Origin of the sequence: Streptomyces sp. NBC_00885 (genome assembly GCF_045207475.1) — a bacterium.
In the GTDB taxonomy this organism is placed as follows: domain Bacteria; phylum Actinomycetota; class Actinomycetes; order Streptomycetales; family Streptomycetaceae; genus Streptomyces.
In genome coordinates, this window is record NZ_CP108796.1 from 685426 (window position 1) to 704520 (window position 19095).

17 protein-coding genes are annotated in these 19095 nt (G+C 70.1%); 14 read left to right on the forward strand and 3 right to left on the reverse strand.

The window, feature by feature from the left end:
* Positions 1 to 150: 150 nt before the first annotated feature.
* Both OHA61_RS03225 and OHA61_RS03230 read left to right on the forward strand, forming a co-directional pair.
* Complete coding sequence (locus tag OHA61_RS03225) at positions 151 to 1101, forward strand: nucleoside hydrolase (protein ID WP_406301584.1); 951 nt, start codon at positions 151 to 153, stop codon at positions 1099 to 1101.
* Between the two features lie 9 nt (positions 1102 to 1110).
* Complete coding sequence (locus OHA61_RS03230) at positions 1111 to 2094, forward strand: aldo/keto reductase (protein WP_406301585.1); 984 nt, start codon at positions 1111 to 1113, stop codon at positions 2092 to 2094.
* A 77-nt stretch (positions 2095 to 2171) separates the two neighbouring features.
* Here the strand turns inward: OHA61_RS03230 and OHA61_RS03235 are convergent, their stop codons facing one another.
* Entirely contained in the window at positions 2172 to 2990 is an 819-nt protein-coding gene (locus tag OHA61_RS03235; RefSeq protein ID WP_406301586.1) for a methyltransferase domain-containing protein, read from the reverse strand.
* A 182-nt stretch (positions 2991 to 3172) separates the two neighbouring features.
* On the opposite strand from OHA61_RS03235, the gene OHA61_RS03240 reads away from it, so the two are divergent.
* Both OHA61_RS03240 and OHA61_RS03245 read left to right on the forward strand, forming a co-directional pair.
* Complete coding sequence (locus OHA61_RS03240; protein WP_406301587.1) at positions 3173 to 3982, forward strand: NPP1 family protein; 810 nt, start codon at positions 3173 to 3175, stop codon at positions 3980 to 3982.
* Between the two features lie 154 nt (positions 3983 to 4136).
* The gene (locus OHA61_RS03245) at positions 4137 to 4457 is read left to right on the forward strand and encodes an antibiotic biosynthesis monooxygenase (RefSeq protein ID WP_324978555.1); all 321 of its coding nucleotides are present in this window, start codon (positions 4137 to 4139) and stop codon (positions 4455 to 4457) included.
* A gap of 57 nt (positions 4458 to 4514) precedes the next feature.
* Here the strand turns inward: OHA61_RS03245 and OHA61_RS03250 are convergent, their stop codons facing one another.
* Together OHA61_RS03250 and OHA61_RS03255 are read right to left on the reverse strand one after the other, a co-directional pair.
* Entirely contained in the window at positions 4515 to 7580 is a 3066-nt protein-coding gene (locus tag OHA61_RS03250) for a tetratricopeptide repeat protein (protein WP_406301588.1), read from the reverse strand.
* Between the two features lie 3 nt (positions 7581 to 7583).
* The gene (locus OHA61_RS03255; protein WP_406301589.1) at positions 7584 to 7880 is read right to left on the reverse strand and encodes a trypco2 family protein; all 297 of its coding nucleotides are present in this window, start codon (positions 7878 to 7880) and stop codon (positions 7584 to 7586) included.
* 354 nt (positions 7881 to 8234) lie between these two features.
* Here OHA61_RS03255 and OHA61_RS03260 point away from each other — a divergent pair, with 354 nt between their 5' ends.
* The 10 genes from OHA61_RS03260 to OHA61_RS03305 all read left to right on the forward strand — a co-directional run bounded on the left by OHA61_RS03260 (position 8235) and on the right by OHA61_RS03305 (position 19024).
* Entirely contained in the window at positions 8235 to 8609 is a 375-nt protein-coding gene (locus OHA61_RS03260) for a hypothetical protein (protein ID WP_406307266.1), read from the forward strand.
* A 196-nt stretch (positions 8610 to 8805) separates the two neighbouring features.
* Positions 8806 to 9144, forward strand: a complete 339-nt coding sequence (locus tag OHA61_RS03265) for a metalloregulator ArsR/SmtB family transcription factor (protein ID WP_324978561.1) — start codon at positions 8806 to 8808, stop codon at positions 9142 to 9144.
* A 213-nt stretch (positions 9145 to 9357) separates the two neighbouring features.
* Positions 9358 to 10095, forward strand: a complete 738-nt coding sequence (locus OHA61_RS03270; RefSeq protein ID WP_406301590.1) for a carbonic anhydrase — start codon at positions 9358 to 9360, stop codon at positions 10093 to 10095.
* A 122-nt stretch (positions 10096 to 10217) separates the two neighbouring features.
* On the forward strand, positions 10218 to 11834 hold the full coding sequence (locus OHA61_RS03275; protein WP_406301591.1) for a serine/threonine-protein kinase: 1617 nt from the start codon (positions 10218 to 10220) through the stop codon (positions 11832 to 11834).
* Positions 11831 to 12655 (forward strand): hypothetical protein, encoded by an 825-nt coding sequence (locus OHA61_RS03280; protein ID WP_406301592.1) that lies wholly within the window; start codon positions 11831 to 11833, stop codon positions 12653 to 12655. The genes OHA61_RS03275 and OHA61_RS03280 overlap by 4 nt, the downstream gene beginning before the upstream one ends.
* Before the next feature lie 138 nt (positions 12656 to 12793).
* Entirely contained in the window at positions 12794 to 13534 is a 741-nt protein-coding gene (locus tag OHA61_RS03285; RefSeq protein ID WP_406301594.1) for a hypothetical protein, read from the forward strand.
* Positions 13534 to 14283 (forward strand): two-component system response regulator CseB, encoded by a 750-nt coding sequence (gene cseB, locus OHA61_RS03290; protein WP_406301595.1) that lies wholly within the window; start codon positions 13534 to 13536, stop codon positions 14281 to 14283. Before OHA61_RS03285 ends, cseB begins: the two co-directional genes overlap by 1 nt.
* A gap of 2 nt (positions 14284 to 14285) precedes the next feature.
* Positions 14286 to 15521, forward strand: a complete 1236-nt coding sequence (locus OHA61_RS03295) for a sensor histidine kinase (protein ID WP_406301596.1) — start codon at positions 14286 to 14288, stop codon at positions 15519 to 15521.
* Between the two features lie 69 nt (positions 15522 to 15590).
* The gene (locus OHA61_RS03300; RefSeq protein ID WP_406301597.1) at positions 15591 to 17531 is read left to right on the forward strand and encodes a transglycosylase domain-containing protein; all 1941 of its coding nucleotides are present in this window, start codon (positions 15591 to 15593) and stop codon (positions 17529 to 17531) included.
* Positions 17532 to 17755: 224 nt separating this feature from the next.
* Positions 17756 to 19024, forward strand: a complete 1269-nt coding sequence (locus OHA61_RS03305; protein ID WP_406301598.1) for a ricin-type beta-trefoil lectin domain protein — start codon at positions 17756 to 17758, stop codon at positions 19022 to 19024.
* Positions 19025 to 19095: the final 71 nt, after the last annotated feature.

Here is a 19095-nt window from a genome sequence, read left to right on the forward strand (position 1 = left end):
CGCCTGCGGGAAGCGTCGGTGCGCCGGACGGCTCAGTACGCGACGGGTTCGCGTCAATCCCACAAAACGCCTTCGTGGCGCCGGACGTGCATGACCGCAACCACGGATACTGAGGATGCTGCCGTCCCAGAACGACCAGGAGCGTGCACCGTGCCTGTCCCGATCATCATCGACTGCGACCCCGGGCACGACGACGCCCTCGCCATCATCCTCGCCGCGGGAGATCCGGCGATCGATCTGCTGGCCATCACCACGGTCGCCGGCAATCAGACCGTCGAGAAGACGACCCTCAACGCCCGCCGGATCTGCACCGTCGCCGGAATCACGGGCGTGCCCATCGCGGCCGGATGCGCACAGCCCCTCGTGCAGCCGCTGCTCGTGGCGGACGACGTCCACGGCGACTCGGGCATGGACGGGCCGCAGTTCGGGGAACCCACCGTGGACGCTGTCCCCGAGCACGCGGTGGACCTCATCCACCGGATCCTGACCACGCATCCCGAACCCGTCACCCTCGTCCCCACCGCCCCGCTGACCAATATCGCCCTGCTGCTCACCCGCTACCCCGACAGCGCCGCGCACATCCGCGAGATCGTGCTCATGGGCGGCTCCACCGGGCGCGGCAACAGGACCCCGGCCGCAGAGTTCAACATCCACGTCGACCCCGAAGCCGCGGACATCGTCTTCCGCAGCGGCGTACCGGTCACCATGTGCGGGCTCAATGTCACCCACCAGGCACTCGCCACACCCGACGTCCTGGCCCGCCTCGAAGGCCTCGGCAGCGAACTCGGCCGTACCTGCGCCCAGCTGATCACCTACTTCGCGTCCACCTACAAGCGGCTGTGGGGCTTCGACTCCCCTCCGCTGCACGATCCCGTCGCGGTGGCCCGCGTCATCGACCCCGCGATCGTGAACTGCGTCGAGGCGAGCGTGGCGGTGGAACTGCGCGGGCAGTACACACGCGGGGCGACGGTGGTGGACATGCACCGGTACCTGGACCGGCCTGTGAACGCGCGAGTCGCCGTGACACTGGAGGCGGAACTGTTCTGGGACCGGGTGATCGCGGCCGTGGAGAGGCTCGGGAAAGGCGAGGCGCGAACGTAGCATGACAGCATGGAACAGCGAGTGCTTCGCAGGGCGGGCAAGAGCGTTTCCGTCGTAGGTCTCGGTACGTGGCAGCTGGGCGCAGACTGGGGCGAGGTCCGGGAGGCGGACGCATTCGCTGTCCTGGACGCGGCCGTCGATGCGGGCGTGACCTTCTTCGACACCGCCGACGTCTACGGGGACGGACGCAGCGAGCGGCTCATCGGCCGCTATCTCCGGGACCGCTCCGACGCGAACGTCTTCGTGGCCACGAAGATGGGCCGCCGCTCGGCCCAGGTGTCCGAGAACTACGTCCTGGACAACTTCCGCGCCTGGACGGACCGTTCGCGCACCAATCTCGGCGTGGACACACTCGATCTCGTACAACTGCACTGTCCTCCCACGCCGGTCTACGCATCCGAAGCGGTCTTCGACGCACTTGACAAACTCATTGCCGAGAAGCGCATCGCCGCGTACGGGGTCAGCGTCGAAACCTGCGCCGAGGCACTGACCGCCATCGCCCGGCCGGGGACGGCCAGTGTCCAGATCATCCTCAACCCCTTCCGGCGCAAGCCCCTGGAGGAGGTACTGCCGGCCGCCAGGGCGGCGGGCGTGGGCATCGTCGCCCGGGTGCCGCTGGCCTCCGGTCTGCTGTCCGGCAGATATACGAAGGACACCGTCTTCGCGGCCGACGACCACCGCATGTACAACCGCCACGGCGAGGCGTTCGACCAGGGCGAGACCTTCTCCGGCGTCGACTACGAGACGGGCGTCGAAGCGGCGGCGGAGTTCTCGGCGCTCGCGCTCGAAGGTGCCACTCCCGCCCAGACCGCTCTGCGCTGGATCCTCCAGCAGCCGGGAGTCACCAGCGTGATCCCCGGCGCGCGCTCGGCCGACCAGGCCCGCGCCAATGCCGCGGCCGCCGCGCTGCCGCCACTCCCGCCGGAGACACTGAGCGCGGTGAGCGAGCTGTACGACCGGCGCATTCGCGGCCAGGTGCACCACCGCTGGTAGCCGCATCTCCGGTCCCCCGTGGGGGCGGGCGGACCGGGCACGGCCGGCAGCTCGGAGTCACCGGCCCTGAGGCGAGGTCAGGCGGGACGACGCGCGATGACGCCGAACATGGTCACGGACATGTGCAGAGCGCCTTGTTCGGCGGCGGCGCCGAGATCGGCGTACAGCGTGTCGCGCTGCTCCTCGGTGATCAGCTGGCCCCGCAGGGCCGTCTCGGCAAGCAGCTTGACGAGCGGCCAGGTGACCTTCCGCGGGTCCTGGACAAGTGCCTGCGAGCCGAGGTCGTCGATCTCGAGTCCCACCGCGGCCAACTGGCCCGCCAGTTTGCGCCCGGCGTACGGGTTGGCGGCGGCCGCGAGCGCACCCTGGGTCAGTGCCGCCACCACCTCGGGGTCGCCGGGGTGCAGGATCGTGGTGGCCCAGTCAGTGTCCAGCAGCGCCACCCTGCCGCCCGGGCGCAGGATTCGCGCGATCTCGGCGGCCGCCTTGTCCGGCTCGGCGAGGTGCTGGAAGACCCGCTCGCACCAGACCACATCGGCGTCCAAGTCGGCGATCGGAAGGGCCAGCGCGTCGCCGTCGACGAATCGGGCCGGGCTGCCCGCATCGGCCGCGCGCTGCTCGGCCACCGTGCGCAGGCCGGGGTTCGGTTCGACTCCGATCGCCTCGCCGTCCGGCGCCACCGCCGCGGCCAGCACCCGGGTCACCGCGCCGGTACCGGAGCCGATGTCCACGGCCCGCTCACCGGGCCGCGCTGCCACACCGAGCTGCGCCCAGTCTCGCAGCCGCCGTACGCCGGCGCTCGCCGCCTGCATGTCCAGCACCCCTACCAGGGTGTCGGTGGCCGAGGCGGTGATGTTGTCCGAGTGAAATGCCGAGGTCGGCTGCGAGTCCTGCATGCCGACCAGCTTAGGACCGCTTGAGGGGGCCGCGACCGCCAACTCGCCTTACCGAGGCCGAAACCGGCAACCGGGCGTTCCGAAATCCGATCTGGTTCCGCTGCTTCGACATCCCTACTCTGGTGCGGCACGTCGCTGGAACACCCTGTCTCTCTCCGCTGTCCTGAGCACGAGGAGAATGAATGTCCCACCGCCCCCGCCGCCTTCGTACCGGTTCCGTCGCGGCCGTGTCCCTGATCGCGAGCCTGCTCCTCGTCACCACGCCGGGAGCGTCGGCGAACGAACCGCTTCCCGAGGGGTCTGCCACCCTTCAGGACTTCGTCGCCGGGTCCGTACCCCAGTGGAATTTCGCCCGCGCCAATCGCAACGATCCGTGCTGGCCCGAGCCGGCTTTCGACGGCAACGGCAATCCGGCGGACGGCGGCAATGTACAGAACTGGCCCAACAGCGACGGCGATTGCGCGCCACACGGCGCGCCGTTCCCCACGTACTACACGGTCCAGAAGTGCAACGCCGACGAAATCCGCGTCGCGTTCACCATCTATCAGGCCACCAGCGGCTTCCGGCCCTCGGGCCATCGGCACGACTTCGAGCATGTCGAGGTGGTGTGGCGGAAGAACGGGAACGACTGGACCCGCGACCGGCTGCTGCTCAGCGCGCACGGCGGCCATCGCGTGGTGGCCTGGGGCAACGCGGAGAGCTGGAATCACGACCGCGGACACGCGGCAAAGGGCCTGGAACACCCGCGGATCTTCGTCGGATACGGCAGCCACTCGATGTACAACAACCAGGGCGGCCTGAAAGACGTCATCTCCGCGTACACCAATGAGTACCGCCACGCCGACTACCCGGTGTGGGCGGATCAGGGCGGCGGCCTGGTGGAGGTCGCCAAGGACGGTGCGCTGCAGCAGAAGTTCGAGGCGAACGCGGCCGCGTGGGGAAGCGCCAACGGCAATCCCGGCAAGGTGGCGAGGGAGTCCTGCTCTCACTGATCGTGAACGGTTGGGCACGATGGACGCCATCTGGACGGCCCGGCCAGATGCCCGGGAGTCGTCCTCACCGGCGCTTGGGCTGCGGGCGTAAGTTACTGCTCGACGATGTCGTGTCAGGTCCCCGGCCAGGGGCCTGCTTGTTGAGAGGTGTCATGTGCCCAGCGTTGTAAAGATCAACGTCCTGACGGTTCCCGCTGAGCAGCGGGAGACGCTGGAGAAGCGGTTCGCGTCCCGCGCGCATGCCGTCGAGAACTCGGACGGCTTCGAATGGTTCGAACTACTGCGCCCGGTCGAAGGCACAGACACTTACCTCGTCTACACGCGGTGGCGCGACGAGGAGTCTTTCCAGGCTTGGTTGGAAGGTCCGATGAAGGCAGCACACCAGGGGGGCGGCGACCACCCCAAGCCCGCGGCATCCGGTTCCACACTCTGGTCCTTCGAGGTCGTGCAGCAAGCGGCGCCAAAGAGCGACTAGGTGTATTGACCTGGAGGTTGTTCACGCGGCTGATCAGGCGCTCCGGGCGGGTCTTCATCACTCCCTGAGCGCCGCCAGCCGCTCGCGGCACTCCGCCGCCGACGTACCGGCCCCCAGCTCCTCGTAGATACCCAGAGCTTCGGTGTACGCCTGCCTGGCCTCGGCAGCGTGAGCTGCCAGATCGGCCAAGCCGCGCAGGACGGCGGCCAGCCCGCGCCGGTTGCCGATCCGCTCGAAGATCCCGCGAGCCTCTTCGTAGGCTGCGCGGGCCTCGGCCGGGCGGCCGTCGGCGCACTCGGTGTCGCCCAGCCCGCGCAGGGCGAAGGCCAGACCGCCCTGGTTGCCAAGTTCGCGGTGGACGGAGGCGGCCCGGGTGAAGGCGTCACGTGCCTCGGCGGTCCGGCCCAGCAGCCGCTCCACATCCGCGAGGCCACGCAGCATGTCGGCCTCGCCTCGCCGGTCGCCGATTCGCGCGGATTGGTCGCGGGCCCGGGTGAACGCGTCGCGCGCCTGGTCGTAGCGGCCGTCCAGGCGCTCCAGATGGCCGATGCCGCGCAGCGACTGGGCCTGGCCGCGCAGATCGCCGATCTCCTCATAGATGGCCAGCGCGCTTCGGTAGTTGTCGTACGCTTCGGCGGGCCGGTCCCGGTTTCGTTCGATGTCCGCGACGCCCCGGAGGGCCTGGGCCTGGCCCTGCCGGTCGCCGAGGTGCGCGTAGATCCTCCGTGCGCGGGCGAAGGCGTCCGCTCCATCCTCGTAACGGCCGGTCGACAGGGCTACGTTGCCGAGCCCCCAGAGCGCGTCGCCGCAGCCGCGCCGGTCGCCGAGCTGCTCGTACATGGTGAGAGTGGGCTCGAACAGCTCGCGGGCGTCGGCGTGCCGACCCTGGGTACGCGCGACCTCGGCGAGTCCCCACATGACGCCCGCCTGGCCGCGCCGGTCGCCCAGGTCCTCGTAGATCTCTCGCGCACGCAGGTAGTTCGCCTGGGCGTCGGCCCAACTGCCGCGCATGCGCTCCGCGTCGCCGAGGCCGCGGAAGGAGTCCGCCTGGCCGGGCAGGTCATGGTCCGTCACCGCGACATCCCTCATGGCCGTCCAGATACTTGCGAGTGCGGTGGGCATGCCGAACCAACCCAGCACGGTGTGCGACAGTGCGGCCAGCCGCCTGGCGTGCGGGGAGCGGCGTCGGGCGGCGGCGAGGGTGACGGCGACCAGATTCGCCCGCTCGGTGTCCAGCCAGGCGCGCGCGTCGTGGGGGTCGTCCCTCCCGGTGGTCAGAGCCTGCCGGGCGGCCTCGCCTTTGCGCGTCATGTGGTCGAAGACCCGTTCCAGGACCTCGTCCCAACGCCGGTCCGGCTCCTGCGCCATCGCCCGCTGCCGGGCGTGGGCGAGGAACAGGTCATGGAACGCGAAGCGGTTGCGGCCCATCCGCTGCAGCAGATGCCGGTCGGCCAGATCGCCCAGCCTGCGGCGGCACTCGCGCACCTGAAGCCCCGTCATCGCCGCGCACAGCTCGGCCCCCAGGTCCGGCCCGGGGTGCATGGCCAGGGTGCGCAGCAGCTCTGCCTGCACCGGGTCCGCCTCAAGTGCCTGATAGGACACGGCGAAGGCGGAGCCGACCCGCTGGTCGGCGTCGGGAAACTCCAGCAGCGGGGACTCGGCCTCCCGCATGGCGAGCAGCAGCTCGCCCGGGTCCTCGAAGCGCAGCCGCGCGCCCACCGCCTGAACGGCCAGTGGGAGAAATCCGCAGGCGCGGCAGATCTCCTTCAGGACCGGGTCGTCGGATTCGCCATGAGGCAGGCCGGCGCTGCTCATCAGCAGCTGTACCGACTCCTCGGGAGGCAGGGTGTCGAGTGCGGTGATTACTATCCGGTCGGGGTCGTGGAGGGCGATCCGGCTGGTGATCAGGACCAGGGAACTGTGGTCCCCGGGCAGCAGACAGGACACCTGATCCACCGACGCGGCATTGTCGAGCAGCAGCAGCGCCCGTCTTCCGCTCAGCCAGTTCCGCCACAGCGCGGCCTTGGCGTCGAGCGTCCGTGCGTCATCCGCACGAATACCGGCCCAGTTGAGCAGCACCTCCACCGCGGCATGCGCGTCCAGCGGCGTCTGGTCCGGCGTGTGGCCGTACAGATCCAGCTCGAACTGCACGTCGGGGAAGTCGGCGGTGAACTGCTGGGCGAGGTGCCGGGCCAGTGCCGACTTGCCGACCCCCGGCATGCCGACGATCGCGTGTACCAGCTCAGGCTGCCCCGAAAGACCTCCCGTGATGAGTTCGGGCAGCCGTCTGCGTTCCGTTGTCCGGTCGACGATCCTGCGCGGCGGAGCCTTGAGCGTGCTCCGTACCGCGCTGGGCAGGGAGGGTGCCGCCAGGAGCGGGGCGGAGTCCACGCGTTCGGTGTCCAGGGGTCGCACCTGCGGCACCTCGCCGAGGTGCTCGCGGAGCACGGCCCGGAAGTCCGGGTCCGCCAGCAGCGCCCGTACCGGAACAGCCGTCAGCCGACGGCCTTCGTACGGCTGGTCGCTCCAGGCGACCACACCGACGAGCGCGCCGCCCTTGTGGAGCACCGAACTGCCGGACATCCCCGACCACTCGCTCCAGCCCGCCGGCCAGGCCGAGGCCAGATCGACGGCAAAGCGGTCGCTGCGGGTGTACGTCAGCGGGTCCAGGGTGCCGCGCACCGTCTCCGTCTCGGTGGCGTCGCCCGTACTGCGCGCGGCGGCCGCCGACATGCCCGTGACGGCGACAGGCACCGGTTCCGTTCCCGTTGCCTCGGCCCAGGACAGCCTGGGGCCCACGAATCCCGCGGGCAGCGTCCAACTGTCCTCGGGCTCCAACTTCAGCAAGGCCGCGTCGATTTCCGCGTCCCCCTGCCAAACCACGGCACACGGGACCGGTTCGGTGAGCCGCACCGCACCTCGAGGCCCGGTGACCAGCCGGACCTCGATGTCCGGTCGGTGCTCCCCGTCGCCGAAGGCCACGCCGTGACGGGACGTGAGCACCAGAGACGGCGCTATCAGCCGCCCGGACGAGAACTCCCGGCGCCCCTCGGAATCCAGCGGCCCGGCAGTGACCGCCACCAGGCCCGGATGCACATGGGCCGATCCGGCCGGTACGCCCACGATCTAGCGCCGGCCGGAGACCGTGGCCGCGTCCCCGGTTCGGCCGTCACGTACGTCGAGCTTGAGCCGCAACGTGTGCGTCGTGCCCTGCGACACCTTGGCATCGGCACCCAGCTTGACCACCCCGAGCTGAACGCCGCCGGAACCACCGGCGTCCTTGCGAACCTCGACCAGGAACTCCATCTCCACCTCGGTGATACGGAACTGCAGGCGCGCGTCCTTGCCCGCTTCCTGGGCACTCGCGAGCTGTGTGCGCAACTGCTCGATCGCCTCGGTGATCTCATTACTGTCTGTCGCCAACTCAAGCCCCCCGCTGGTCAGGTGCGTACGCAACCGAAATCCTGCCCCAGCGGCTGCACTTCCGCCAGCGCTTCCCGAGCGAAGGAGAGGGGCGAGGCAGCGACGAGTCATCAGGCGCGGCGAGGCACCGTGCTTCCGCAGGCAGTCTGTCCGTCGCCCGGACAGGCGGGCGGGGACGGTCGCCGCTTCGGCTCCGGGAGCGCATCCTAGGGGCTGATCACCGCTTGCGTCGTGGTTCGGGCATGTCCGTCGGCATCTCGCATACGGCCAGTAGCGTCGTCGTCGCAATCCGTCGGCAGTCGCCGGTACGAACTGCCGTCCACCTATGGAGTCTGACGAGGAGTGAGCGCTGACGTGGTGAGTTTGGAGACCTCTCTCAAGGAGGCCATGACATCGATCGAGGGCACTCTCGGAGTCGCCCTCGTGGATTACACCAGCGGGATGGCGCTGGGAACTCTCGGGGGCGGGAAGGACCTCGATCTGGCCGTCGCGGCGGCCGGCAACACTGATGTGATCCGCGCGAAGGCGCGCACCATGGAACAACTCGGCCTCAAGGACGAGATCGAGGACGTACTGATCACCCTGGGCGGCCAGTACCACCTCATCCGCCTGCTCAAGGGTCGTTCCGGCAACGGTCTCTTCCTCTACCTCGTGCTCGACAAGGCCAAGTCGAACCTGGCCATGGCTCGTCACCGGCTCAAGCGCATCGAGGCAGAGCTCGAGATCTAGGCACCGCCGGTCTCCCCGCCTTCGTCTGCCCATGACTTGAAGATTTCTTCAAGTAGCCACATCCCGATGCGGTGAACCCCCTGGGAGTGCGGCACCAGGAGGCGGGAAGATCGGACCCTGCACTGCATCGCCTCGCGGCGGCAGCAGCGGAGGCCTCAGCACACGGCAGGCCGTCGAACACAGCAGGAGCGTCCACATGCAGGTACCGCTGTACCAGGCCAAGGCGGAGTTCTTCCGCATGCTCGGACACCCAGTCCGCATTCGCGTGCTGGAGTTGCTGCAGAACGGCCCTGTGCCCGTGCGAGACCTGCTTGCCGAGATCGAGATCGAGCCGTCGAACCTGTCCCAGCAGCTCGCGGTGCTGCGCCGTTCCGGCATTGTCGTGTCCATCCGCGACGGCTCCACCGTCAGTTACGCCCTGGCCGGCGGCGATGTCGCCGAGCTGCTCCGCGCGGCCCGCCGTATCCTCACCGAACTCATCGTCGGTCAGGGCGAATTGCTGGCCGAGCTGCGACAGGCCGACGTGAGTCGATGAACGGGCACGGCATCCGCGAGGGCTGGTGGCAGGCCAGGCGGCGGGTGTCGCGCTCCTCCTGCGGGATCAGCGCGGGCCGCGCGGGCGACTCGACCGGCCCGGGGGCGCGCCGAACTCATCGGCCACGGTCGCACGCGCCCCGACGGGATCAGTTCAGGCCAGCCGATACCGAAGCTGATCCGCGAGCCGGTGCACGGCCGTTACCTTCCCGCCGTGATCTTGAATCGATACGCACATACGCCCACGGACACAGGCCGCCGTTCCCTCCTGCGCGGCGCCCTCGGATCAACCGCCGCCGCCGGCGCGAGCCTGGCCATCGGAGCGATACCCGCCTCCGCCGCACCGTCCCGGGCCACGACCACCCGCCCGGCCACCCCGGACGAGGCGCTGCGCGAGCTGTCGGACGGCAATCGCCGGTGGCGCGGACTGCGGCAGCGGCATCCGCACGAGAGCGTCTCCGTGCGCCGGTCGCTCGTGACGGGCCAGCACCCGTTCGCCGTCGTGCTCGGCTGCATCGACTCCCGCGTGCCGCCGGAACTGGTCTTCGACCAGGGGCTCGGCGACCTGATGACGGTCCGCTCGGCCGGCGAGGTCCTGGACGAGGCCGTCCTGGGCAGCATCGCCTACGGGGTGCTGGAGCTGGCCATCCCCCTGGTCCTGATCCTCGGGCACCAGTCCTGCGGCGCCGTCACCGCGGCCGTCCGCGCGGACGAGACGGGAGAACAGCTCCCCACGCACATTCAGTACCTGGCCGACCGCATACGGCCCGCGATAGACCGCACCCAGCACGGCCAGGCCCGCGTCGACTCAACCATCAACCGCAACGTCGGCCTGGTCCGCTCGCTCCTCGCTGCCGAGCCGGACCTCGCGGGCAAGGTGGACTCGGGGGACCTGGCCATCGTCGGGGCCCGTTACGAGCTCGACTCACAACGCGTTCACGCCATTCGCTGACCCCGGCCCCGCCGCGGCCCCCGGGAACCGCTCGTGACGGAATTGTGTCTGCCAAGGGGAGAGCAGGTGAGCTATCGTGCGGCGGCCGCGCATGAGCGATCGCGGCGCATAGGGGGACAGTAATGAACGCATGGTCGGTCCCCGGGTACACCGAGACCCGGGAACTGGGCTCCGGCGGCAGCGGGCGCGTCGTCCTGGCTGTCCATGACGCGACCGGTGTGCCGGTGGCCGTCAAATACCTGAGCGAGCGGCTGCGTACCGATGCGGCCTTCGTACAGGGCTTCCGGGCGGAGGCGCGTCTGCTCGGCGGTCTCGATTCGCCGTACGTCGTCGGGCTGTACGAGTACGTCGAGGCTCCGCAGGGTGCCGCCATCGTGATGGAGCTGGTCGACGGCATCGCCCTGCGCGCACTGCTCCTGCGGGAAGGAGCCACCGGTCCCGAGGCGGCACTGGTGGTCCTGAAGGGCTCGCTGCTGGGCCTGGCGGCCGCACACCGGGCGGGTGTCGTGCACCGCGACTACAAACCTGAGAACGTCCTGGTCGCGGCCGACGGCTCGTCCAAGCTGGTCGACTTCGGCATCGCGGCCGGGCGCGGCAGCACGCCGGGCGTCGCGGGCACTCCCGCGTACATGGCGCCGGAGCAGTGGAACGGGGAGCCCGCCTCCCCGGCGGCCGACGTCTATGCGGCGACCGCGACCTTCTACGAGTGCCTGACCGGCCGCAAGCCGTTCACGGGCCAGAACTTCGCCGAGCTCGCGCTGCAGCACATCGACGCTCCGGTTCCCGACGAGGACGCGCCGGAGCCGGTGCGCCCGCTCATCCGGCGCGGGATGGCGAAGGAGCCTCGGAAGCGGCCCGAGAACGCGGAGGCGTTCGTCACCGAGCTCGAAGAGATCGCCGGTGCGGCGTACGGCCCTGACTGGGAGGAGAAGGGCCAGCGCAAGCTCGCCGCTCTCGCCGCGCTGCTGCCGCTGCTCTTCCCCTCGGCCGCGGGCCAGGCGGCGGGAACCACCGCGTTCGCCACGACTGCTGTGTCCAGCGGCTGGCGCCGCATCTTCAAGCCCGGCCTGCGGGGAGTGCTGACGGGTGCCGCGGCCGTGCTGCTGGCCATCGCGGTCGCCGTCGCAGCTCGTGCGGGCGGGGACGGACCCACGCGGACGACCGCTCAAGCCGTCGCCACCACGAGCGCACAGCCGGGCGCGAGCGGCGCCCCGCCCGTCTGGCCTTCCGCTTCCGCGAGCCCGTCCGCGAGTGCCAGTGCCTCGCCCTCCGACTCGCCTTCCGCCGGCGCGAGTACGACGCCCGCGACGCCGACACCCGGGGTGACCCTGCCCACCACCACCGCGCCGTCGGCGTCGCCATCGGTCTCGGCTCCGACCACGGAGCCCAGCCCCTCCACTCCCAGCACGCCGCCCGTGGCCGTGAAGTCGGTGTCGGTCACGAGCCTGCGGCAGGTCGGTCCCACGAGTGGCACCGCCTCGATCGACGTCACCACGGACGGGACCGGCCCGGTGACCGTCGTCATCTCGTGGTTCACCAGCGACGTGAAGGGCGACCTGGGCACGCCGGACGGCTCGCAGACCTTCGTGCGAAGCGGAGCGACGAAGTACACGATCGCTCTTGACCACACCTTCCAGGGGCAGGGCTGCTACTGGGGTGTGCGGGCGACGACGAACCCGGCTGCCGCGACCGGCAGTTCCTCGCAGCAGATCTGGATCCGGCGGTGCATCATCACATGAACGATCCTCGCGTCCCCTACGGCCCGGACGACCAGGTACCGGAAGTGGACAAGGCGGTCGAGGCCTCCGAGAGCGACGGCTACAGCGCGACCGCGCTGGGCAGCCACTGGTTCGAACGGCCCGAGTCTCAGCCGGCGCCCGACACGGCCACCCTGGTCCAGCCCGTGCCCGACACAGCAACCACGGTCCAGGACGAGCCGGACACGGCCACCACGGTCCAGGACGAGCCCGGCACAATCACTCTCATCCAGGACGAGCCACCGGCGAGCGTGGCCCCCGACCGGGTCGAGGGCGAGGTCCTCCGCTTCGGCCCGGGAGTCACCGCCGCCGTACTGAACCGCAATGGCACCAGCAACACCGCCGCCGACATCTGGCACGGCACGCTGGCCGGACAACCCGCCGGCCCGGCGCAGCCCCCCGCTCGCCGCCGTTCAGGACTGCGCCGCTACGCCCTGGCGGGCACGGTGCTGCTGGCCGTACTCGCCTTTCTGGCCTGGCAGCGCTACGGCCCCGCCCTGGCCGTGAAAAGCGTGACCGTCCAGACCACAGCGCAGACTCTCGGCTGTGACAGCACGGCCGACATCGTGGGCGTCCTGTCGACCAACGGAAGGCCCGGCACCGTGAGGTATCGCTGGGAACGCAGCGACGGCACCACCTCGGGCGTGCTCCGGGAGAAGCTGACGCGCGGCCAGAAGCAGGCGCGTCTGCATCTGCTGTGGACCTTCCAAGGGAAGGGCGAGTACCAGGCGGCCACAGTCCTGCGGATCGTGTCACCCACCGGGGACACCGCCACGACGCATTTCACCTACCGCTGCGCCTGACGCCGTCGCCGGACCGGACAGGGCTCGGCTCAAGTGGCCCGGAGTGCGGGACACTTGAGCTCGAGTCGGGGGGCCATGTACGGCTGAGGGCCAGCCCCCGTCCGCCCCTCCCGTCCCCGCCGGTACGCTGATACGCCTATGCCCCACACCCCCCGCACCGGCCCCCACGACCGCGGGCGGCTCCGCGCAGCCGCGGTCGCCGCATGCGTGACCGCCGTGGGCCTTGCCGGCTGTGCCGCGGAGACGGGCGCGCGGGACGGGGGCGTCGCGCCACGGCTGTCGCCGCCGACCAGTGCCTCGCCGCTGTGGCCGCAGTACTCCCCTCCGGTCACGCCCACCAGCGAGCCCACCGGTCCCGGCCGCCGGTATCTCAGCATCAAGGACGTCGAGGTGCCCGCGGCCGGGCTGAAGGGGATCCCGGTCCAGGAACTGCTGGAGAAGGACCCCAATGTGCCCAAGCTCGTGCAGGCCGAGCTGGAGGCCTGTCCCGGTCCGGAGTGCGGTCTGCGCAAACCCGTCTACCGGGACCTCACGGGCGACGGACAGGACGAACTGGTCGTCGGGCTCGACGCGCCCGCGGCCGGGCTGACGCTGGTCCAGGTCTACCGGGCCTTCGGGACTGCGGTACGGCCCGTGCTGATCAGCTGGGGTCCGCTCGGGCTCACCGGTGAGATCTTCGGCCACGACCTCGTACTCGTCTCGACCGGGAACGACGGGCGCTTCACCACCCGCTACCGGTGGGACGGCAATGTCCTCTCGGCGGCCGCCCCGCAGGACCAGACGGGCGACTCGGCCCAGAAGAGCGCCGCGCCGAGCCCACCACCCACCGAAACGCCCCCTGCCCCGGCCCCGACCCCGACTCCGAGCAGGACAGAGTGATGGCCAGTCCCCCCGCCACGCCCGGCGGCAGTGCCACCGAGGCACATCTGCTGCTCGTCGAGGACGACGAGGTCATCCGCAACACCGTCCGCATGCTCCTCGAACGCTATGGCTTCACCGTCTCCGCCGCCGCCGACGGCATGTCCGGTCTTGAGATGTTCCGCGAGCGACGTCCCGACCTGCTACTGCTCGACGTCATGCTGCCCGAGCTGGACGGCATCGGACTGTGCCGCCGTATCCGTGAACTGAGCCTCGCCCCCATCCTGATGATGTCGGCGCGCGGCGACGCTCTCGACGTGGTGTCCGGCCTTGAGGCGGGTGCGGACGACTATGTCGTCAAGCCCGTCGAGAGCGCCGTACTCGTCGCACGTATCCGCTCGCTGCTTCGCCGCGCGTCCTTCACCCCCGCCCACTCCCGCGCGGGCGCGAGCGGCGCCGGGGCCGGTGCAGGCGGGGGCGACACGACCACGATGACGTTCGGGGATCTGACCATCGACACCCGGGGCATGGAGGTGCACCGCGCGGGACAGCCGCTCGCTCTCACGCCCACCGAACTGCGGATGCTGCTCGAATTCGCCGCGTCGCCCGGTGTCGTGCTGGAGCGCCGGACCCTGCTCAGCCGCGTGTGGGACCACGCCTGGCACGGCGACACGCGCGTTGTCGATCTGCATGTGCAGCGGCTGCGGGCGAAAATCGGCGCCGAACGGATCGAAACGGTCCGCGGTTTCGGCTACAAGCTGCGGCGCTGACCATGCCGCTGAGATGGCGCATCGCCGCCCTCGTCGCCGTGGCCATCTGCGCCGTCGCCGCGGCCGTCGGCGTGATCGTCCACCAGGCATCCCGCGACCGGGAGCTGAACCAGGCCCGCGAGGCGGCCCGGACCACCCTCGACCGGGCCGCTGCCGCCTACACCCGCAGCGGCACCGTCCAGGGCACCGGCGCGGTCCTCGACGCGCCCGGTCTGCCCGCCGGGCTGCGAAGCCTCGCCGCCAAGGGCCGCCAGGGCACGGAGTACGACGCCGGACCGGCCGGCCCCGCGATGTGGGCGGCGCGCCCCGCGGGTGAGCAAGTGCTGTCCGTACGCGTCGACATGACCACCGCCCTGGGCGACATCAGCGCTCTCGACACGAGCATCGCCTGGGCCGGAGTGCTCACCACGGCGGTCGTGCTGCCGCTCGGAGTGCTCAGCGCCGGCCGGATGAGCCGCCGGCTGCGCAGCGCGGCGGGCACTGCGCGCCGCATCGCCGCGGGTGACCTCGACGCCCGTATCGAGGCCGGGCCCCGGCCGCGCGACGAGATCGCCGAGATCTCCACCGCCGTCGACACGATGGCCGCGGCCTTGCAGCAACGGCTGCGCAGCGAACAGCGCTTCACCGCCGACGTGGCGCATGAACTGCGCACTCCGCTCATGGGTCTGGTCACCTCCGCCGAGCTGCTCCCGGACGGAGAGGCGGCCGGATACGTCCGCAACCGGGTGCGCGTCCTGGCCGCGCTCGTCGAGGACCTGCTGGAGATCTCCCGGCTGGACGCCGGCGGGGAGCAGGCCGACCTCTCGCCCTGCCCCCTCGGCTTCCTGGTCGAGGACATCACCATGCGTACCGGTCTGTCCGTACGGCTCGTCGTCGAGGACGGGGCGGGCGAGGCGACGGTGTGGACAGATCCCCGGCGCCTGGAACGCATTGTGACCAACCTGATCGTCAACGCCCACCGGCACGGCCGGGCGCCGGTCAACGTCACCGTGGCGGCTGACGGCAGGACCGTGACGGTACGCGATCACGGCGACGGCTACCCGGACTCCTTGCTCGACGACGGACCGCAGCGGTTCCGCACGGGTGCCCGCGAGCGCGGTACCGGTACCGGACTGGGGCTGACCATCGCCCTGGGACAGGCGGATGTCATCGGCGCGACGCTTCAGTTCACCAACGCGCACGGCGGCGGCGCGCGTGCGACGCTCCAACTCCCGCAGCCCGGGGCGATACACGACTGATACACCTCCGAGGCACGGCCGATGTCGCGCTTTGGGTTTACGAAGATCTTCGGCACCGAGGATGGCGCCATGCGTACCAGGTGGAGTCCGGACCAGAAGGTGAGTTGGCTGACGCCGAGCGGCATCAGCGGCGAGACCGATGAGGCTGGTACTCCCGAAGAGGCCAGAGGTCCGCAGCGCGAGGGCCCGTTCCGGCGGCGTCGACCGCGCCACTCCGGCAGGCGCACGAGGAAGAAGGCAGCCAGGAGGACCGGGATCCGGCGCCTGATCACCTGGCGCAGGGCACTCGCCTTCGTCATCTCCCTGGTCGCCCTGCTGATCGGCGGCTTCACCGTCCTCTACTTCGCCATCGACATCCCCCAGGCCAACAAACTGGCCCAGGCCCAGAGCAACGTCTATCTCTTCAGCGACGGCACCCGCCTGGCCCGCACGGGCGAGATCAACCGCGAGACCGTTCCGCTCAGCAAGGTGCCCGAGGACGTGCAGCACGCCTTCGTCGCCGCGGAGAACAAGGACTTCTACAGCGACTCCGGCGTGTCCCTGTCCGGCACCGCCCGCGGCATTCTGAGCACCGTGACGGGCAAGGGCAAACAGGGTGGGTCGACCATCACCCAGCAGTACGTCAAGAACTACTACCTCAGCCAGGAACAGACGGTCACCCGCAAGGTCAAGGAGCTGGTCATCTCCCTCAAGGTCGACCGGCAGAACACCAAGGACGACATCCTCGCGGGGTATCTGAACAGCAGTTACTACGGGCGGCTCGCCTACGGCGTCCAGGCCGCGTCCCGCGCGTACTACCGCGCAGAGGTCCAGAACCTGAGCGTCGAACAGGGCGCCTATCTCGCGGCGTTGCTGCAGGCTCCGAGCCAGTACGACTGGGCCATCGCCAGCCCTGAGGGCAAGCAACTGGTCACACAGCGCTGGAACTACGTACTCGACAACATGGTGGAGCAGGGCTGGCTGGACAAGGGCAAACGGCAGCAGATGAAGTTCCCCGTGCCGGTCGCCCCCAAGCAGGCCTCGGGTCTCTCCGGTCAGACCGGCTACCTCGTGGACGCCGCGCGGCGTGAGCTGATGGCCTCCGGCGTGAGCGAGCAGGAACTGGCGGGCGGCGGCTGGCGCATCACCCTCAACATCGACCCCGCCAAACAGCGCGCCCTGGAGCAGGCCGTCACCACGGGCCTCGGCGGCGGGGTGGAAGCGGCGGCCGACAAGGCGGACGCGGACGCCAACCGGCAGGCAGGGGCTGTCTCGGTGGATCCGCAGTCCGGCCGCATCGTGGCTCTCTACGGCGGCCGCGACTCCACCCGCCACTACGTCAGCAACGCCACCCGTGCCGACTACCAGGCAGGCCCCACGTTCGAGCCCATCGCCGTGGCGGCAACCATGGAGTCCAAGACCGACGCCGAGGATGTGTCCGGCACCGAACACATCAGGAAGACCGCCACCGCTCTGGGAATGGCCGTGGAATCGCGTGACTTCGCCTCGTCCCAGGCGACAACGCTCGGCCTGATGGGAGCAAGCCCGCTGGAACTGGCAGGTGTCTACTCCTCCTTCCGTCACGACGGCAGGAAGGTCACCCCCTCGATCGTGAAGTCCGCGGAGCGGGACGGCGAACAGACCAGCCTGCAGGGGGCGATCGGCGGCCAGGCGATCGATCCCCGGACGGCCGACATGGTCACCTCGTATCTCCGCGGCGACCTGAGCCCGGACGAGCCCGACGGTCTCCGGTACGCGGACGACCGCGAGAGGACGATGACCACGACCCAGGGCCGCACCGACGACAGGAAGGCCGAGTGGTTCATCGGCTCCACCGACGAACTCGTCACCGCGGTCGGCCTCTTCGGCGAGGACGCCACCACCCAGAAACAGGTCACCCTCAAGAACATCGGCAACGGTGCCCCCGCGATCATCTGGTCCGGCTACGCCAAGCGGGCGTTGTCCGCTCTGCCGCTGCCCGAGTCCAAAGCTCCCGACGCCCCCGTGTTTACGGACGCTCCATCGCCCTGAGACGAATGCAGCTGCCGGTTCCGGCGAATCGGCGCCGGGACAGGACGGCCGGGGCGAGGGCGGCGGCGATCCGCCTTCGGGAGTAGTGGTCCATACCAAGCCCTTGACAGCCCCTTAGTTCACTTCTTAAATCACGTAGTGAACTAAGCGCGCTCCCATACCACCCCCCACTGTGCTCGGATATCTGGTCTGTCATATGCATGCCAGGCCGGGAAGGGAGAGTCATGGACTCCCCGCGCCCATCACGGCGTTTACTGCTGTCTGTTCTGTCCGTCCTGACGTTTGCGACGGTCACCACCGGACTCGCGCAGGGCACCCCCGCACCCGCCTCGATGACCACCACCGCCGCGCCTGCCGCCGTGACCTTCGCCGATGAATTCGACGGTCCCGCGGGCTCCGCCGTCGACGGCGGCAAGTGGCAGATCGAGACGGGCGACAACGTCAACAACCACGAGCGGCAGTACTACACCGCGGGCAACCGCAACGCCGCTCTCGACGGCCAGGGGCATCTCGTCATCACCGCCCGCCGCGAGAACCCGGGCAACTACCAGTGCTGGTACGGACGATGTGAGTACACCTCCGCCCGGCTGAACACCGCGGGCAGGTTCACGCAGACCTACGGGCATGTCGAGGCCAGGCTGAAGGTGCCGCGCGGCCAGGGCATGTGGCCCGCCTTCTGGATGCTGGGCAACGACATCGGGCAGGTCGGCTGGCCGAACTCGGGCGAGGTCGACATCATGGAGAACGTCGGCTTCGAGCCCTCCACCGTCCACGGCACGCTGCACGGTCCCGGCTACTCCGGCTCCGGCGGCATCGGCGCCGCGTACACACTGCCCGGCGGCCAGGCATTCGCGGACGGCTTCCACACCTTCGCCGTCGACTGGGCACCCGACTCGGTCACCTGGTCCGTGGACGGCAACGTGTACCAGCGCCGCGCTCCCGCCGATCTCGGTGGCAGGCAATGGGTGTTCAACAAGCCGTTCTTCCTGATCCTCAACCTCGCGGTCGGCGGATACTGGCCGGGCGACCCCGATGGCAGCACCGTGTTTCCCCAGCAGCTCGTCGTCGACCATGTGCGCGTCAGCACGAGCCACAGCCGACCGGGGACGGGCAGGGCCATCACGGGCCTGGGCGGCAAGTGCGTGGACATCGCCGGGGCGAACAGCGCCAACGGCACACCCGTACAGCTCTACGACTGCAACGGCACCGCCGCCCAGCAGTGGAGCGTCGGCGGCGACGGCACGATCCGGGCCCTCGGCAAGTGCCTCGACGTCACGTCAGGGGGCACCGCCGACGGCTCCCTGGTCCAGTTGTGGGACTGCAACGGAACGGGCGCGCAACGCTGGAACGTCACCGCCGCCCACGACATCGTCAACCCGCAGGCAGACAAGTGCCTCGACGCCACCGGCAACAGCTCGGCCAACGGCACCCGCCTGCAGATCTGGACGTGCACCGGAGCCGCCAACCAGAAGTGGACGGTGGCTGCCGGCTGACCGGGTGGCTCCCCGCGCACACCCCCCACCGGCTCACCCTCAGCACAGGAGAGAACGTGCTTCGAACGCAG

Bases quoted from the DNA above. Each gene is read 5' to 3' on its own strand.
- OHA61_RS03265 (WP_324978561.1), top strand. From the start codon at position 8,806: ATGCAGGTACCGCTGTACCAGGCCAAGGCGGAGTTCTTCCGCATGCTC.
- OHA61_RS03275 (WP_406301591.1), top strand. From the start codon at position 10,218: ATGAACGCATGGTCGGTCCCCGGGTACACCGAGACCCGGGAACTGGGC.
- OHA61_RS03280 (WP_406301592.1), top strand. From the start codon at position 11,831: ATGAACGATCCTCGCGTCCCCTACGGCCCGGACGACCAGGTACCGGAA.
- OHA61_RS03230 (WP_406301585.1), top strand. From the start codon at position 1,111: ATGGAACAGCGAGTGCTTCGCAGGGCGGGCAAGAGCGTTTCCGTCGTA.
- OHA61_RS03285 (WP_406301594.1), top strand. From the start codon at position 12,794: ATGCCCCACACCCCCCGCACCGGCCCCCACGACCGCGGGCGGCTCCGC.
- OHA61_RS03295 (WP_406301596.1), top strand. From the start codon at position 14,286: ATGCCGCTGAGATGGCGCATCGCCGCCCTCGTCGCCGTGGCCATCTGC.
- OHA61_RS03235 (WP_406301586.1), bottom strand. From the start codon at position 2,990: ATGCAGGACTCGCAGCCGACCTCGGCATTTCACTCGGACAACATCACC.
- OHA61_RS03300 (WP_406301597.1), top strand. From the start codon at position 15,591: ATGCGTACCAGGTGGAGTCCGGACCAGAAGGTGAGTTGGCTGACGCCG.
- OHA61_RS03305 (WP_406301598.1), top strand. From the start codon at position 17,756: ATGGACTCCCCGCGCCCATCACGGCGTTTACTGCTGTCTGTTCTGTCC.
- OHA61_RS03240 (WP_406301587.1), top strand. From the start codon at position 3,173: ATGTCCCACCGCCCCCGCCGCCTTCGTACCGGTTCCGTCGCGGCCGTG.
- cseB (WP_406301595.1), top strand. From the start codon at position 13,534: ATGGCCAGTCCCCCCGCCACGCCCGGCGGCAGTGCCACCGAGGCACAT.